The following is a 17,042-nucleotide window of genomic DNA, read 5'->3' on the forward strand; positions in this document are numbered from 1 at the left end:
TTGATCACGAAGACCAGCCGCACTTAACTCCTGGAATATCGGGCGCCCCGGGCTTCAAATATTCATTACTGGGCTAGAGTACAGGTTGACTGCCGATGAACCTGCAAAGCATTGTGAATAGGCCGGACTCCCAGCCAATTTTCAGGTTATAGTTTTTTCATCAGGAATACGGTAGGGGCAGGCGAGAATATTTCCCTTCTGCAGTATCTACCTAGGCAGTCGAATTAAGTCGATATACTGGCGTCTCTTCAGCTTTAGACACCTACCGCTGCCTTCACCCAGAGCGGAAATCTTAAACCTTCCGCTTTATTGTCGGGTACGACGAAACCTAAGCTATATCTAGCCCGCGTAATCGCCACATAGAGCTTGTTCTGTGCCGTTTCTGCCTTTATAGGGAATGGTGTATTGCCGTCCAGAACGAAATGCATTTGGCTGTCCGTCGGGACGACTAATGCGCGATCGAAACCCAATCCTTTGCTAGCGCCAAAGTTGTAGCAACGTGCATGCACAGGAATGAATTGCTTACCCGATGCCATGTTCCAACGCAGTACCATAGGGTCATAGGCAGCAACGTAGTCTGTGACGTCCGATTGCTTGACGATGAAGGCGCCATGGTGGGGAATGAACGCGGGCGGGATTTCTACGACTGCAGACTTGGTTGCCTGGTAGGCTCCCTTATGCACTTCATCAGCGATGTCGCAGATAGATTGCAGGCTTCGCCAATTGAGGACGAGTGCTTCCTCGGTGAAGCCCATGGCTTTGAAGGCTGCAATTTTTTCAGCCGAGGTCTGAGGTGCCTTATGACCAAATGTAGTCTCATAGACAGTCTGACGAAAGTCTCCTACGCAAGTGATGGGAGACGTGATGGATTTACTCAGGCATTTGAGAACTTCGTAATCCCATCCAACTAAATCTTGAACTTCATCAAAGTAGATTTGGCTGTAGATTTCCCCTAGACGAGTTGCTGGGGAGTTGTTGGTAGCTTTAATCAATCTGGCCGACAGTTTCGCCAGAAATCCTGTATGCGCCTTGGTATGGCACAGCGTCAAGAAGTGGTTGGGATTGAATCTTTTGTCATCAAACTGCTCTTTCCTGCCAGGCAGTGTGAATTTGGTCTTCGGCTTTAGGTGAGGGTTGCTTTCATTGAAAAATATCCCGTCAATCCGTTGTTCAAAAAACGCCTGCTGATACGGCCTCACTAGGTCTTCCAAGTAGAACGAAAACAGTCCCTTCACTACGAATCTGCTGCTGTGCTGTCCGAACTCGGCCAGGAATCGATGACGAAGTTCATGCTGATTACTGGTCGTATACGTCACCACTAGCACCTTGCCGCCGCGTTTGATCTCGGCGATTGCTTCGGTGATGATTTTATGAGTTTTGCCCGACCCCGCGCCCGCCATGCATAATATGTTAGGCAAAGTGGAGTACCTCATCTAGGAAGGCAGGGTATTTGAACACCTCAGCTGTCTCGAATAGTCTTATCGCAGAATCGACCTTCTTTTTCCCCTTCCCGTCGCCGTCAGCACTTCTGAACCACTCGGTGATGAAAGCGGTTTTTGCAGCGAACGTAGGCTCTGCCTTCAGCAGATTGTAGGTTTGGGTCGAAAGTACGATTTTGGCGAAGCTCACTAATTCTTTTTCTGAGTTGGCATTGGCCAAGATCATCGCGGGCTCCAACGAAAACTCATCATTATCCTCGGATGAAATTAGCTGGATGTTCTTGTACGCTACATATTCTTTTCGAGCTGCCACGACGTGCTTATCATAATCACCATCATTGTCACGCAGAACGTTAACCGCTGTGCCGATCTCTTTTCCGATTTCGATAAAAGTCTTAAAGCCCACACCGCGCACTACAATGATGTCGATGCCGTCTTGCTCCGGTAACCGATTGTGGTGTTTATCTTTATAGATTCGCTTGAGCACTAATTCATCAGACGGCCCCTCTACCAGTACCACCTTTTTGGAGAGCGCGACGCGTAGCGTGTCGTATCCAGGGAGACGCTTGAGCGTCTTTACAACGTCCTTGTCCAATAGATGCAGCCGTTTGTACGAATCATGGAGGAGGCATATTTTGTCGATGCTGAGCTTGTTAAGCACGTAGGAACTGTGGGTGGTCAGAAATAGTTGCTTACCATCGCGTTGATCTTCGATATCTTGGACGAGTCGGCTCAACTCCACGTGCGACAGGTGATTCTCTGGCTCCTCCATCATCACCAGATCGATGTCTTTCGATTTGTTGTGGAGGGCCAGTTTTATCTGCACCTTGCTCTGTTCGCCTTTACCTATCATGTGGAAAGGCACGGTATCCACCTCAAGCTGCAATCCATTCTGGAGGGCGCCCGATGGCATGGTATTAGCCGCGATCGTCAGCTTCTTGTCAGTAATTTTGTTGTCGGAATCCAAATCCTTGTTAACCGTTTTTACTTCATCAGTTTCATTGAATTTTTGGAGGGTTTCACGGTAGTTCAAGCTTAATCTGTACTCTTCATCTTTTTTAAGCGCAGTGCTCAGCACATTGGAAATGTATTGATTTTTTCCAAAGGTTGGGTGGATGCGCGTTGGATCAATGTACAAAGCTCTGAACTGCTTGCTCACCGGCTTGATGACGTTCCAGGCGAAGTCCATCCATTCAGTTTTATAAAACTCCACCGGAATACTGGTCATAGGGGCACCGGCGGCCATGTACTCACGATATGCGTCCGCAAAATCGGGATCGAAGCTCGCAATGACCTGTACGCCCTGTGCATCCTTGCGCAAGCTGTTGTTGGTGCCTCTGTAATCAGGCACATTTTTCATGTAAGCCTCAATTACGAGGACAGGAAGGTCCGCGGGAGTCCTCGGCGAACGCAGGAACGCCGCAACGGCATCACTATTGAACAGGTCAGGAGAAAATTCGTTGGCAAATGGTCGGCTACGGTATTGGAAGTTTAAAACAATCTCCATGGCTTCCAATATTGTGCTTTTACCAGCGTTGTTATCCCCGACAAAAATATTGACGTCATCATTAAAGTCAAATGTCTGATCTTTGAATTTTTTGAAGTTTACGAGACGAAGCGATTCAACAAGCACTTTCCAATTCCTTCTGAGATGATCCGGCAAGCTGGCTGAAGGCCACTTCTGTAGGAACGCTAACCCCGAGACCTAGGGGTTGTCCAGAGCATAGATGCACGAATAGGCCCTTGTGGTGAACTCTTTGCAGGTTCACGAAAGACGGCCTGATGCCTAGCTGCTCTCTGCTCACGCGCTGTGACGGAAAGGGCCAAGCATTCTCCCGCCACGGGTAATGGGTTCACACAAAGGCACTCAGCACGCCTTCGCGGGATGCAGCAGACCATCGTTGGCCGCTCCCAACTGTTTCGCGGACAGTTAGCAGGCCAGAAGGAAGGGAAAACTAATCGTCGTACAGTCGCTTTGGGGTAGAGCGCACGGCCAAGCCACCAAAAGACATGCTGGAATCTACATAGCGCAGAGCCGATTTCATATCCTTCCAGCCGACATAACCCATTAGCGCCTTGATATCCCAGCCATTTGCCGATGCCCAGGTTGCAAATCCCCGGCGCATCGAGTGGCTCGTGTAGAGCGCCTCGGGCAGGCCAGCTTCCTTGAAGATACGGCGCAGGAGCGGGATCAGGCTGTGGGGCTGAATGGCTTTACCTGAAAGGTTACCCCAGCGGTCGATACGCTGGAACACCGGCCCCTTGGTGAGTCCGGAAACAGTAATCCAATTGATGTACGCCTCGACAGGGCAGAGCTTTGTCAGCGCCGGCGTTTGAAAGGTCTGGCCTTCATGAGCGCGGTCACCCTTGGTGTAGGGCAAGTAAAAGTTGATGACCTCACCGCTTGAGGCCTCTGTATTTTCAACAGTCAGCCTGGCGAGCTCGTCGCCACGAAATCCTCTCCAGAATCCAATAAGCACCATTGCGACCGACCGGCGGTGGCGCACGAGCGATTTGTAGTCGCCACGTTTCAGAGCAGCCGACGCTTCACTTTCCAGCCATTCAATCGCCTGCTCCAAATGCCTGATCAATAGCGGGGCGGCCTGTTTGACCCTCGTGGGGTGCACAACCCTGATGCCTTTGATCATTTGGCGCACATTTGGAGATTTCGTCGGATCGGGAAAACCCTGGGTGATATGCCACTGCGCCAACGCCGCCAGGCGTTGCTTGAGGGTGTTGAGTGAAAGCTTGTCGGCGTACTCCGCCAGGTAGCGAACGATTCCTTCTCCCGTCGTAGGAAGATAGCTACCCCAGGTTACTTCGAAGTGCTCGATGGCAGCCCGGTAGCTCCTACGCGTGTTTTCCCGCGTGCCCGCCTGTAGATATCGATTCGCCTTGTCCATATCGCTTGACCTTGAAGTCGGTGTGTTTGCGAGAGCACGGTATTTGGACGCTCAAATAGCGGAATAGGCTTTCTAGAAGCCATAAGGCTCCATTATGGGCTCCTAGCAAGTCTTAATAAAACCGCGTAATATCAAGAAATCGAGATATGTAAATACATGACATGTAACACAGTACGAAATCGTAGGAGAGCCTCATGGCCCGCGGCGGAATCAACAAAGCTGTAGTGCAAAAAGCACGTCAGACGCTATTAGCCCGAGGAGCCAACCCCAGCATTGACGCGGTGCGCGTTGAATTGGGAAATACAGGCTCCAAAACGACCATCTCTCGCTACCTGAAGGAGCTTGAGCCATTAAGTCGAGAGCCGGCGGCAGCACGCGATCGTATGAGTGACTCGCTCAACGGTATGGTGCAAACCCTCCTGGATCAGCTGATGGCAGAGGGTCAGGAGGCCATCTCCGAGGCTGCCGCGGCTTTTGAGCTGCAGCGCTCGACGCTCGAGGGTCAAATTGAGGAACTTAGATCCGAATTGGCTGCGGCACAGCGGCATTCAGTTTCCCAAAACGCCGCGTTAGAGACTCAGAGCGCTGAGCTCGCAACCACCCACTCCTCACTGCAGACTGAACTGAACCGGAATGCAGGGCTAAGTCAGCGTTGTTCAGATCTGGAGGTCTTTGTTGCCGAGAAGGACAAGCACATCCTTTCGCTTGAGGAAAAGCACGTCCAGGCCCGCGGGGCGCTTGAGCACTATCGCGAGGCAGCAAAGCAGCAGCGTGATCAAGATCAACGCAGGCACGAATCTCAACTGCACGAGACGCAGGTTGAACAACGCAAACTCCGTGAAACCATCGCCGTAAAACAGGACGAGTCGACGCGGCTCAACAGGGACAACGAACGTCTTCTGGCTGAAGCCAGGCAGCAAACCAAGGCCCTGCATACTCAGGAAGGCCTCGTCCAAACGCTAAGTACCCAAATTGAGGCGCTACGCCAGGATCAGGCGAAGTCCGCCGGTGTGAATGAGCATCTCAAGGAGCAGCTCTCGGCCCAGCGTGAAGAGGTTAAAGCGCTCCACAAGGCCGCCGCTGTAGCGAATCTACGTGAGCAAGAAGCCATGACGCGGATGGCTCAGCTTCAAAGCGAGAACGATCAATTACGCCAGGCAGAGCTTGCTAGGCCGAGCCTGGGGGAGGGGGACGATCCCCACTCAGCGGTAGAGGTTCAGGACAGTGCCGGGCTCGACAAGCCTTCGATACGACCGAGGAAATGAAGCATGGATCAGATCACCGGAAATCCGCGTCAACTTGTTGCAGGCAATTCAGCCTGGACATTCGCTCATCAGCGCCTGTCTCAGATGCTCATTGCCAGGGCTGAGCGATTCACACCATTGGCTCCGATCATGAAGCTTGATCCGATCATTGCCAGTTCTGAACGGCCACAAGTGTCGCCCCCAGCCTACGGCGCTGCCTGAAGCCGAGCAGGGCGCCCGGACACTCGTCGGAACCGAGCGATTTTGAAACTATGGCGGCAAGCAATATGGCATCCTTGGCGCCATATTTACCGGTGACCGCGCCCTGAATTGTTAAGGAGTATGAACATGCAACGGACGCCTAATGAGCTCCTCAGCCGACTGTTCGAGTATGCGGAGGAAAGCCTCAAGGAACTTGATCCGTCGCGCTTTCAGCTCACAAGCTCTGTTAATGATGTGTATCAGCCGGCGGCGCTTCTGGATCTTCCAGGGCTGCACTTTGATCTCCAGTTTCCGGGCGACAATGTCTGGCTGCAGATCGAACGACTGGATGAGTCACGTGCTCCGGGCCCCGTTGACGGAGACTATAGCTCCCTCATCACCGTCAGCGACAACCCTGCCAAGCCTCCCGTGCTAGTTGAACAGGCGCTTCATCAGCGTATTCGCGAACAGCAAGATCAAAATCCTGAAAGCGACATTGCCGTCATTGAGTCCGAGGTGCGCGCGCAAGCGTTGGCTGCGCTTACGACCTATCTGGTTCAGTGGCACGAATGGGCTGAGCACGAGAAGCCCCGTCGCAGGACAATCAGTCTCTATGGCGACATGTTCGCATTGATGCAGCAGATGGAGACGGGAAAATCCGCTCGTGAACTGGTATGGGGCATAGGCGTCAGCGCCTGGACGCTAACCATCAACGATGTGCAGCAGGGCTTCAATTATCCTTTGCTCACGCAGGCACTCGACATCTCGTTGAACGAGCAGAGCATGGCGGTCGAAGTTCGCCCGCGAGCCACCGAACCGATGATCGAGTTCGATGCATTGATAAACGCAAATGTCCCTGGCGCCAGCGAGTGCGAAAGGGCAATCCGCGATCACTTGGGCAGACACGCCGACGCCCCCTTGAACCCCTTCTTGCCCTCGACCTTCGCGGATGTGCTCAAGCTCTCGGCAAGAAGCCTGGACAGCAAAGGCAAATATGCGGAGCTAATGGGGGACGGCGCCCAGCGGTTCCCTGAGCCAAGTGAAACTCTGCAGGTAAGCGACGTCTGGGTTGTGTTCGCACGGCCTAAACCGAGCAACTGGTTGATCAATGATCTGCGCAAAATTCGGGAGAAGCTCAACGAGTGTCTTGAACTCCCCGCGGGCCCGCTTGCGTTGGTGACCCCGGCCTCGACGATTGCCCTTGATTACCAGCACGTCAACTTCCGTGGGCTATCCAGCAGAAGCATGGATGGATCGACCGCTGAACCGAAGGAGCTGTATTTTCCGCTCCCTTACAACGATGAGCAGGTCACGATCGTACAACGCCTCGAGCACGCTCCCGGCGTAACGGTTCAAGGCCCTCCCGGTACCGGCAAGACCCATACGATCGCGAACATCATCTGCCATTACCTCGCGACGGGTAAACGCGTTCTGGTCACCTCTCGTGGCGAGCAAGCCTTGAAGGTACTCCAGTCCAAGATACCCGCTGAGGTCAGGCCTCTCACGGTCGCACTGCTGACGAGTGACCGAGAGGGTATTCGGCAATTCCAAGGCTCGATCGAGGCGATCCAACATCAGGTCTCGCAAATCAATCCATCCCTGGCTCGGGGAGAGATTGATCGCCTGCACCAGTCCATCGACCTCGCTCATACCGAGCTGGTGAAACTTGATCGTCGCGTCAATGAGATTGCGCTGACTCAGCTCTCCGATATTCAAGTCGGCGATGCGAAATACCGTGCGGAGGAGCTTGCCGAGCTGCTCATGAAGGGCGCAGACCAATACGCCTGGTTTGACGACGTACTGTCGTTATCCCCTGAACACTCGCTACCCTTTGACGATGAAGTCGGTAAGAGCTTGAGACAAGCTCGCCGCGAGCTTGGAAATGACCTTGTATACGTCGACGCCAGCTTGCCGGAAGTTGAGCAATTACCGGCAGCGGCCGACATTGGCAAACTCCACGGCTCACTCTGCAAGCTGAAGTCGCTTGAACATGCCTTGGGGCTGGGTGAGCTGAAGCCTCTAAAGTCCGACAGCGAAATCGTTATTGCGGCCGCCAGGGAGCTGGTTCTAGAACTGGGTTTGTGCGAAGAGAAACTGGAGGTCTTGCACGAGGGGGGAGAGTCCGAAATTCCTTGGTCGCTGGAGCTGCGCCTCAAAGCGGCAGGTCGCCGCTACGACAGTGAACTCTCTGTCCTGGTAGGCATGCTCCCGGTGGCACAGGCTTTGATACAACGCCGTAAGGTGATGCTGGAAAACTTTGTTGAGTTCCCAGATGAGGCTTTGGATTGTGAGAAAACGGCCGAGGCTGTCGAAAGGGCTGCCGACACAGGTAAGCCATTTGGCCTCATGAGCTTTGGAGCCTCTCAAGCCAAGGCACACATCAGTCACGTCCGTATCAATGGCTCGGCGCCAAAATCTTCTGAGCAGTGGAAGACTGTCCTGGACTATCTGAAGCTTCACGCCGACGTGCGATCCTTCGCTGCAAGGTGGAACCCACTGGCTGAAACTCTGGGGATCCCTCGACTTCAATCGGGCATGGCTCATCTCCGGGAACTGGAGCTGACCATCATCGCCGTCCAGGCAGCCGTCGATCTCACTGCACACTACGCTGACAAGGTGCAGCCGCTCTGCGAAGCCGTCTTCGCGGATGCGCCGAATAACACGCATCGCCTGACAATCGCAGAAATACGTGGCCTACAAGATCAGCTCAACCAGAACCTGGCGCGATTGGATCTCAGTCTCGCTGCAGCCGCGCTCGCGATTCTGCAAGCCCAAGTTGCGGGCGATAGCCCTATTGCCGACCGACTCCGGTCGTTCGTCCTGGAGTGTTTGGGCAGCCCGGATCAGGATTCGCATCGGATCGTATCCCTGTACGTAGACCTGCTCACAGAATTGCAGCGGATCAAAGCCCTGGGGGGGCATTTGAATCATGTGCGCGAAGGCGCACACCAAGTGATGAGGGCTGGGGCACAAAAACTGTCCGAGCGCTTGTTGACTGTCCCCGTTGAGAACGGTGCTGAAGACCTGGCCTTCCCAAGCAGTTGGAAGGAGGCGTGGCAACACGCGCGGATTCGCTCCCATCTTGAGAGCATTGAAGCGCGCCACGAGCTCGTTGAGCTCAATAGCAAACGAGTGAAACTTGAAACGGGCCTGGCTCGCATGTACCGGGAGGTCGTGAGCCGAGCAGCGTGGCTATCCACCAAAGCCAATGCCAGTCCTATGGTGCTGCAAGCACTCGCCGGCTACTCGACGGCCATACGCAAGATTGGGCAAGGGACAGGCCCGAACGCGGAACGTTACCGCCGTGACGCCCAGCAGTGCATGCAGGATGCCGCCGGCGCTGTGCCTTGCTGGATCATGAGTCACGCCAAGATCTCTGAATCCATGCCGGCAGAGATAGGCGCCTTCGATCTGGTGATTGTCGATGAGGCGAGCCAGTCAGATCTATGGGCTCTGCCCGCGATCGTCAGAGCCAAAAAGGTGTTGGTAGTAGGGGATGACAAGCAGGTCTCTCCCGATGGTGGTTTCAAATCGGGTAAACGGATTGGGGAACTTCGCAACCGGTATCTGAACGATCAGCCCTATGGGGCGGACATGACGCCGGATAAATCACTGTACGATTTGGCGTCGCGGGTCTTCGCTGGCCACATGGTTATGCTGCGTGAGCATTTCCGCTGCGTCCCTCCCATCATCTCCTACTCCAACCAATTCTACGGTGGCGCGATCCAGCCCCTTCGAATCCCTCGTCCGTCTGAGCGTCTCGATCCACCGCTGGTGGACATCTATGTCAAGGACGGAGTGCGGAACAAGAAGGGCTGCAACAAGCTTGAGGCTGAAGCTATCGCTGAGGAAATCCAGGCGCTCATCAAGAACGACAAATATGCGGGCCGCTCGATTGGCGTGGTGACACTGCTGGGGGGCATGGAGCAAGCAAAATTCATCGACTCACTGGTGCGCGAACGCTGCCCTGCTGCAGAGCTCCATGCCCGCGAATTTGCCTGTGGTGACGCAAGCACCTTCCAGGGAAGCGAGCGCGACATCATCTTCATTTCCCTGGTCGCAGACCCGGAGAATTGCCACCCGCTCTCGGGCAATGCTGCTGAGCAACGGTTCAACGTGGCAGCCAGCCGTGCGCGCGACAGGATGTACCTGATTCGGTCGGTTACCCTGGATCACCTCTCCCAAAAGGACGTGCGCCGAACGCTCCTTGAGTACTTCAGCAAACCGCTGATTGAGGAGGAGGTCGATCAGGACGGCCTCATCAAGCTGTGCGAGTCCGGTTTTGAGCAGCAGGTGTTCACCCGATTGGTTGAGCGTGGTTACCGCGTGATCCCGCAGGTGAAGAGCGGGGCATTCAGACTCGATATGGTCGTTGAGGGCGCCAATGATAATCGCCTGGCCATTGAGTGTGACGGTGACGCCTTTCACGGCCCTGATCGATGGGAGGCGGACATGAACCGCCAGCGTATCCTTGAGCGAGCAGGGTGGACGTTCTGGCGGTGCTTCGCCTCTTCCTGGAGCATGCATAAAGAGGAAATCTTCGCCGAGCTTCTCCAGCGCCTGGCCGACCTCGGTATCGAACCAACGCACGCCTTGGACAAACTCCCAGCTGTCGTTGAGCTACGCGAATGGTCACCCGCAGTTACTTCCTCCCAGGATGATGAAGATGACGACATTGAAGTCTTGGAAGCTTTAAAGATTGCAGACAAGGAGCAAGCGCTGTCGCTTTGACGGTGTCTGAGTGCGCACTCCCAGCGAGTGCGCGCGTGCAGGCCGTGTAGCCAGGGATCAGCTTTCGTTGAATGCGATACGTCGTGACCGACGAAGTCAGCGCCTGCAACCCCGGCGTTATCATCTGCAACCGCTGCGCAACGAAGCGGACGAATCAGTCCTCAGCCCAAGTATGATGCGCGCCACAACCGTGACAGGTTTCATTGTTTTCCAAGGTAGATCTATGGCTATTGATTTAAGTGAGGAGGAGATGCGTAAGGCTCTCTTCGGCGCCGGCGTCGAACCGATTGTGCCCAAGCAGGCAGCAGCAACGGTTGACGCACCATCCCCAACACCCAGAACGAAGAACACCACCGGCAACCACTCACCCAGTCTACGCGTGACCTTGCATGTGTCCAAAGAGTTCGAGGGCGACGTTGACGTCTTCGTTCACGATTCGAGCAGCCTGAGCAAGCTGGTCGCCGAGCAGGAAGCAAAGTCTGCGGCTAGGAAGAAGAAATACAGGTACATCGAAGTGGTCTCGATCGAATCAACGTCAAAGTAGCTGCTGGGTCAGCACCACCTGAGGATCGTTCTGCCAAGTGTGCAGCCGGGCGGAGAATCGATCCAATCATCATCAGACAGGTCGTGTATCTCGATGTCTTTGTGCTGAGACAGTCACGCAACGCAGGCTGAAAATCGATTCAATTTATTAGCGTCACCATGGCAGCAAGCCAGCCCGTTGTGCTGCATCATTCGACCTGGTGACATCATCATTCCGCTGGAGCAGGAAGCGCTGTGTTAAAAAAACACGAGCAATCAATGATTGATGGTTTTTCGAATTTCATCGAACGGAAAGCAAAGGCGGCAGGGCGACAAATTACCCGCTGCTCATTTGATGGGCAAGATTCGATCGTTGGGGCAGATTATGTGTTTACCAACCACACCAATTTTCTGATGGTCGAGTTCAAGTACGAAGAGTCCGATCTAAAACGTGAGGGTCTGAAGCCCCGACGACTGCAGCTCTGCCGTATACTGGACGACCATGATGATTGGAGGGACTTGAGCTCGCAATGTCACTACGTGGCTTGGACGGAAGCGCTCAAACCAGTCTCGCAAAGAAAGCGGTTCGTCAATTTCAACGGCTACTACGATGAGATCTGTAACCGAAGTGTTTTCGGAGAGCACTCTGATCTAAAACGAGATGTCCCATTTGGAGATTTCAAAGTTCAGGCTGGCCGGCTGGCAGATGATTTCTTATCGGGAGAGCTGGGAATAGACTTCCCACGCTTTGAGCGATACACCGATTGGCTGACGAGTTTGGAGGGGAGCGGCTCCTCGGGAATCGAGCTTATGGTCGACGATCATACCGAGGATGAATTAATCCTCTTAGATTTTCCCTCTGTTGGATCGCTGAAAAGCTGGTTGGATACAACGACGTTCCAGCCACCCACGCCTCGAAAATCCAGCGGGCCACGCATGGGGTGATCACCGTACTCTGCGTCACCACCTGCCGGCCCACGGTTGCCTCGCTGGATGGTGCGCAGAGGGATACCGGCATGTATGGCCAGCAAGGGCAAGGGCGCCGCCTCCACCACTTGATCAACACCAAAACATTTGCACCCTGCGGTCACTGCTCAGGCCATAGGCCGTTAGCTTTCAGCAAACGAGCCGTATCCCGACCGTCAAGGAAGAGCAGGCGACAGGGTGCAGTCAGATTCCTCCTTATCGCAAAAGCCTCTGCCATGGCTCGCACGGAAGGCTCGATGGAGTGGCAATGCTGGATGACGTATACGTCTGCCGGGATGTTGAAAAGACGATAAATCTGATCTCCATTTTTCCCTAGGTCTGTAGGCTTCATAGGATGGAATTTAGCGGGCCCCTTCAGCAGAAATGCGCCGGTCATCCTTTTTCCGCCAACCAAAAGACCTGAGGTGAAGATATCCGACTCCTCACCTCCCCAGTCATGTTGGGGCTCCTGTTGGAGTAAAGCGCAGATCAATTCCTTGACGCACTTTTCAGGAATAGTGCGCATTAATTCGAACTTGGTTTTGCTGGGCGTCCACGTTCGGTCGATCGCTGAAAACTGTTCGACTTCCTCCGGTAGGAGTGAAATTCCAAAGGAAAGCAGGGATGGGATGGATATGTCCGAGTCAACAAGGTCTCCGATCACGATCGGAATGGCGCTAATGACGCCGTCTTCGGCTTCTGCGATATAGGCAAAAACGAAGGGGCTTGTGACCCCGGAGAGCCGTGTATATGCGGTGTCATTCACCAAACCTGATTTGGAAAACGCCAGGCTGAGTTTCACGTTTTCGAACGGGGAGGTGAGGGTTGTATACATCTCAAGCCCTGGCGCTTTGTTATTGGCTCCAAAACCTTTTCCCGTGAGACATCCGGTGTAGATGAAGAGCTGCCCTTTCTGAGCCTTTCCCTCCATCAGCAGCTCTTGAAGCGTCTTGATTTGCCCAACTGAAATCGCCTTTAGAACGTACGCACCGACGTCGTTCGAAAGGATGGCCGATGCCATTGAGACGGGCAGTCCGCTTAGCGATCGATGGATATCTGAGGGCAGCCCCTGATTTTTTATCAGACTCAGAACTCGATTGCGGCTCAGATAGTAAGCCATCAGATTTGGTGTCATGGATTGTCCTAAGATTTCACCAGTGTGAGCTGGCTGCTGGCGCCGGTACCTTGATGGAGCTCTGGCTATTCGGGGTAAATATCGATGCACTCTGCTTGGCAATGCAAGATGGTGGCGGTTAGGCATGGAGTACATTTGTACTCCTGTCGATTTTTTCTCCTACCACGGCCCCTCACCAACAGAGTCAGCATCCTGTCCATCCTAAAGCGCCTTGAATTTCATCAACTGATTGATGCTCGTGGTGTAGCTCCTGCTCATCATCTCGCGCTTCATGGCCCACGCCGCATCGATCGGCATCCGCGCGGAGTGCAGCGCATTCTTGCCAAACTTCAGATTGATGCGATCCAACACACGCATCAGCTCGTCTGACCTAGCAGGTTGCGAGGGCGTGAACAGATCACCGGTAAACTCATCTCGCTTGCGTAGATCCATAAGCAGGGTCTCTGCCTTGCTGTACCGGTAGGTGGGGCGCTTAGGGGACATGGAGGGTCAGACTCCAGGTCACCACACCAAAGACTTCGATCTCCTCGAGGCCCTGGATCGGAGGGTACCAGGGGTTGTCGGAGCTCAGCATCCAGCCACCATTGAGCTGTCGATCCAGGCGTTTGACCACGGGTTGATTGTCGATGTAGGCGACGACCACATTCCCAACCTGCGGCGTCCGTGCTCTGTCGATGACGAGCTTCGTCCCATTCAAAATGCCCGCCGGCGACATGCTGTCCCCCTCGGTTTCACCGAGCCCGACGTCCGGGGCTCTGAGGTCTACCAGGTCGTCCAGAGAGATCGGGGCTTCGTAGTGATCGGCCGCAGGGCTGGGACAGCCGCCCGAGGCTCGGCCTGATAAAACCTGGAGGAGGGTGGGCAGCTCGGATTCAGTTATTTGGCGTAGGGAAATGAGGTTCATAGGAGCATTTCTTATAATGCTGGATGCATATACAGTACGCGGTAAAATTGGCACCGGCCACCTTCAAACGACGGTAGGACTTTACGCTTTCAGGAATGCGTGTTTCGGGCCGGGGGCATTTCGCCTGGTATATATGCCGACCGCCGTCTCGCTCTAGACAAATTCGACCGGGGTGATACGGTCGCAAGCGCGCCATAACCTCCGTGTCGCACGGACTAGCCGAACAGGTAGCCCTATGATTTCAGCAGTTGTCTTCGACGCCTTTGGCACCGTGCTCAACCTTCAAACTAAGCTTCATCCATTCAGACAACTGCTCAAGGAAGGGATCAAAGCTGGCCGCCGGGCGAGCCCGAGTGATGTGCGGGTGCTGATGAGCACCCCGTGGTCGCTAGAAGAGGCTGCGGATCAATTGGGTATCCGGGTGTCGCCCGCTCGCCTGCAAGAGCTGGAGGCCGATCTGAATCGCGAAGTTGCATCGATCACACCCTTCCAGGATGGGATTGAGGCCGTGGCATTGCTCCGCGCAGAAGGTGTGCGGGTGGGCATTTGCTCCAACCTTTGCCAGCCTTATGGAGCTGCGGTGCTGCAGGCCTTTCCGAAGCTCGATGGCTACGCCTTTAGCTATCAGGTCGGTGCGATGAAACCGGACGCCGTGATCTACCAGTCCATCTGCAATGCATTGCAGGTGACGCCTGGGCACCTATTCGGCGATCAGCATGACCAGATCGCGATGGTAGGCGATTCGCTGAAGTGCGATCAAGATGGGCCCAAGGCAGTAGGGATGCTGGGGTTTCATCTGGATAGGTCGGGCAGGGGGGCCGTGCGGGATTTGGTTCAATTTGCGCAGTTGGTTATTGAGTCAAGGCGCAGTCACCGTAAGGGCGGGTTTGGGGACTGAGGGGTTCAACAAACGGCGCAATAAAAGAGCTGATACCAAACCAGCTGGAGAATGAGGAAGGCGCTGTTTCGAGATCTTTCGCAACGCGTGCGAGGACGTCGAAGTCGTCACGTTCGACGAGCTGATAGGCTAGCTTCGTATGCTGGCTCAGCACCCGCCAGTGGCGGATCCGGCCGACACCCCAGATGTGTTCTGAAAGGCCTCATGGGTTTCTATTTATGCATACATCTCAAGCGCCTCACGGTCTATGGTGTCCGGCGGATCGCTCATCTTTACGGCGCAGCCGTGACAGGTCTGTTCCCATATCTTGACGTTTACGCATACAACTATCAGTCAGGCATGCTCAAGCCTGCCCCTTAAATCTATCGGTGGGTGTGTGAGTAACCTGATGCTGCGCCAGGTGGCGGGTTCGGTTCCGGGCACTCGGGACATATGATCGCAGACTCGATGCGGCGTGATCATGATGGCCCGAGAGTTGTGGGAATCATGTGTCATCACCTCGGTCGGAGGGGAGATGGGCAGGTGGACACCTTATTGGGGTTCGCTCGTCTGGTCGTAGACGCCTATCGGCACTGATGGGCGGCGCCGTTATTGAGGCCTCTCAGCAGGATTCCAACAGAGAAGGCGCTGCGCTACCATCCTGATTCTCAAAGTGATCTGGCAGGGAATTGCATGAACGCAGCGGCTCGTTTTAAGAAGGATGACATTTTGGCGGAGTTTCCTGAGATTGATTCCAGGTACACGTTGATAGGCGATGAGGCAATTGGAGAGATCAGTGGCTTCGGGGCTGTATGGCGTGCACAGGATAATTGGATTGACTCCACCGTTGCGATTAAATTTAGCGAACACAAACTTTCGGATGAAGTGAGACTTTGCCGAGAAATCGATGGAGAGACAGCTCGCGTTTTTGATTTCTATAAAGGTGTCAATGGATGGGAAGCTTACACCATGGAGCACCTCGAAAAACCATGGTCAACTCTTTCAAGCTTTATAGAAAAACGGCGGTACAAAAAATCCGATATCCAGTTTTATTTTGAATGCTTTGAAATACTACGTGCAATTTTGCACGGCTTAAGTTCCATGCATGGAAAACCCTATCAGCGTGGAAGTCGCGTCATCCATGCCGATATAAAGCCGGGCAACATTTTCCTACTTAATAAAAGAAAAAAACGGCCACATACCGTATTCACCATGCCGGCATACGTTGACATGGTTAAGCTCATAGACTTAGGGGTAAGCACATACCGTGGAGGAAAGCCCATAGGATACACCCCAGCCTATCGTCCACCTCAGATGAACTCGGTTGGGTCAGGCTTTGACCTTTACGCGGTTGCGATCACCTTTGCCGAGCTAATTACTAAGCAACGCCCTATGCACGAAAACCTCAAAAATCCTGCAGCCATTCGTAGGGTGCTTGCCACCCGATCCTCAGGATCGTTTTTCATGGATGAGCTAGCAGTTGAAATAATCAAGAGATGCAAAAACGCTGCAACCCAATCTACGCACACTGCAGAAAAATTGATAACATACTTGGACTCAAAGTTGTTTGATCGCGAGCACTTAGGACTCATGTGCCTTCGAGAACTCGTGAAATCAGGAGTAGGCTCAGGGACAAAGGATGAACTGGCTGAGGCTATATATCCCACTATTGCAAAATACTGGGGGTGGGAGCGAAGTTCAGCAAAACGCAAAGCGATGACGAATGACTTCGTAGATACACTGGTGGAGGAAGGCTTCGTAAGAAAAAGCACGGCGCCGAGAAGATTTGTTGTGGCCAATGGAGCGTCCTAGCTACCCCTATAGTCTGCCTCATTTATGGGGCAGCGATGACATAGAAGGGCTCATGCATTAGAGCCGTCGGCCAAAGTCGGTTGCCATGCGCAGTGCTGACGACGTCCACTGACTATTAGCGGGTTGGTGGACTGATTGAGCCCTCTTGATTGCCCTCCTCGACGAATGCTGTAGGGTCGGTATGGTCAAGTGTTAGGCCACGTTAGCCAATTGCGATGGTTCGTATGAATCCATTTGGTAAATCCATGATTTCAGCTGTGGTCTTTGTTGCCTTTGGCACCCTGGTCGACCTCCAAAGCAAGCGTCAC

Annotated in this window: 13 protein-coding genes; 7 read left to right on the forward strand and 6 right to left on the reverse strand. The window is 53.9% G+C overall.

What is annotated here, in order from left to right; genetic code table 11:
* Positions 1–254 precede the first annotated feature (254 nt).
* From JZ00_RS04110 to JZ00_RS04120, 3 genes are all read right to left on the reverse strand, one after another.
* Positions 255–1,418: a UvrD-helicase domain-containing protein gene (locus tag JZ00_RS04110; protein ID WP_039588506.1), complete on the reverse strand. Its 1,164-nt coding sequence runs from the start codon at positions 1,416–1,418 to the stop codon at positions 255–257.
* Positions 1,411–3,072, reverse strand: coding sequence for an ATP-dependent nuclease (locus JZ00_RS04115; RefSeq protein ID WP_039588507.1), 1,662 nt, complete (start codon positions 3,070–3,072; stop codon positions 1,411–1,413). Before JZ00_RS04115 ends, JZ00_RS04110 begins: the two co-directional genes overlap by 8 nt.
* Positions 3,073–3,394: 322 nt before the next feature.
* Positions 3,395–4,342, reverse strand: a complete 948-nt coding sequence (locus tag JZ00_RS04120) for a tyrosine-type recombinase/integrase (protein ID WP_039588508.1) — start codon at positions 4,340–4,342, stop codon at positions 3,395–3,397.
* Between the two features lie 194 nt (positions 4,343–4,536).
* On the opposite strand from JZ00_RS04120, the gene JZ00_RS04125 reads away from it, so the two are divergent.
* From JZ00_RS04125 to JZ00_RS04140, 5 genes are all read left to right on the forward strand, one after another.
* Positions 4,537–5,607 (forward strand): DNA-binding protein, encoded by a 1,071-nt coding sequence (locus JZ00_RS04125; protein ID WP_039588509.1) that lies wholly within the window; start codon positions 4,537–4,539, stop codon positions 5,605–5,607.
* A gap of 3 nt (positions 5,608–5,610) precedes the next feature.
* Positions 5,611–5,808: a hypothetical protein gene (locus JZ00_RS30715; RefSeq protein ID WP_005886868.1), complete on the forward strand. Its 198-nt coding sequence runs from the start codon at positions 5,611–5,613 to the stop codon at positions 5,806–5,808.
* A gap of 126 nt (positions 5,809–5,934) precedes the next feature.
* A complete protein-coding gene (locus JZ00_RS04130) occupies positions 5,935–10,518 on the forward strand; it encodes an AAA domain-containing protein (RefSeq protein WP_046509053.1) in 4,584 nt (1,527 codons plus the stop codon).
* Between the two features lie 67 nt (positions 10,519–10,585).
* A complete protein-coding gene (locus JZ00_RS04135) occupies positions 10,586–11,062 on the forward strand; it encodes a hypothetical protein (RefSeq protein ID WP_327182264.1) in 477 nt (158 codons plus the stop codon).
* A gap of 257 nt (positions 11,063–11,319) precedes the next feature.
* Positions 11,320–11,985 (forward strand): hypothetical protein, encoded by a 666-nt coding sequence (locus JZ00_RS04140; RefSeq protein ID WP_039588511.1) that lies wholly within the window; start codon positions 11,320–11,322, stop codon positions 11,983–11,985.
* A gap of 142 nt (positions 11,986–12,127) precedes the next feature.
* Here JZ00_RS04140 and JZ00_RS04145 read toward each other — a convergent pair whose 3' ends face one another.
* From JZ00_RS04145 to JZ00_RS04155, 3 genes are all read right to left on the reverse strand, one after another.
* Positions 12,128–13,141 (reverse strand): hypothetical protein, encoded by a 1,014-nt coding sequence (locus JZ00_RS04145; RefSeq protein ID WP_039588512.1) that lies wholly within the window; start codon positions 13,139–13,141, stop codon positions 12,128–12,130.
* 201 nt (positions 13,142–13,342) lie between these two features.
* Entirely contained in the window at positions 13,343–13,624 is a 282-nt protein-coding gene (locus JZ00_RS04150; protein WP_082112032.1) for a DUF4113 domain-containing protein, read from the reverse strand.
* Positions 13,614–14,045: a LexA family protein gene (locus tag JZ00_RS04155; RefSeq protein WP_039588513.1), complete on the reverse strand. Its 432-nt coding sequence runs from the start codon at positions 14,043–14,045 to the stop codon at positions 13,614–13,616. The genes JZ00_RS04150 and JZ00_RS04155 overlap by 11 nt, the downstream gene beginning before the upstream one ends.
* A gap of 235 nt (positions 14,046–14,280) precedes the next feature.
* On the opposite strand from JZ00_RS04155, the gene JZ00_RS04160 reads away from it, so the two are divergent.
* Complete coding sequence (locus JZ00_RS04160; RefSeq protein WP_039588514.1) at positions 14,281–14,943, forward strand: HAD family hydrolase; 663 nt, start codon at positions 14,281–14,283, stop codon at positions 14,941–14,943.
* A gap of 672 nt (positions 14,944–15,615) precedes the next feature.
* Positions 15,616–16,734 (forward strand): protein kinase domain-containing protein, encoded by a 1,119-nt coding sequence (locus JZ00_RS04165; protein WP_039588515.1) that lies wholly within the window; start codon positions 15,616–15,618, stop codon positions 16,732–16,734.
* Positions 16,735–17,042 lie beyond the last annotated feature (308 nt).

This window comes from Pseudomonas frederiksbergensis (assembly GCF_000802155.2).
Classification (GTDB): Bacteria; Pseudomonadota; Gammaproteobacteria; order Pseudomonadales; family Pseudomonadaceae; genus Aquipseudomonas; species Aquipseudomonas frederiksbergensis_A.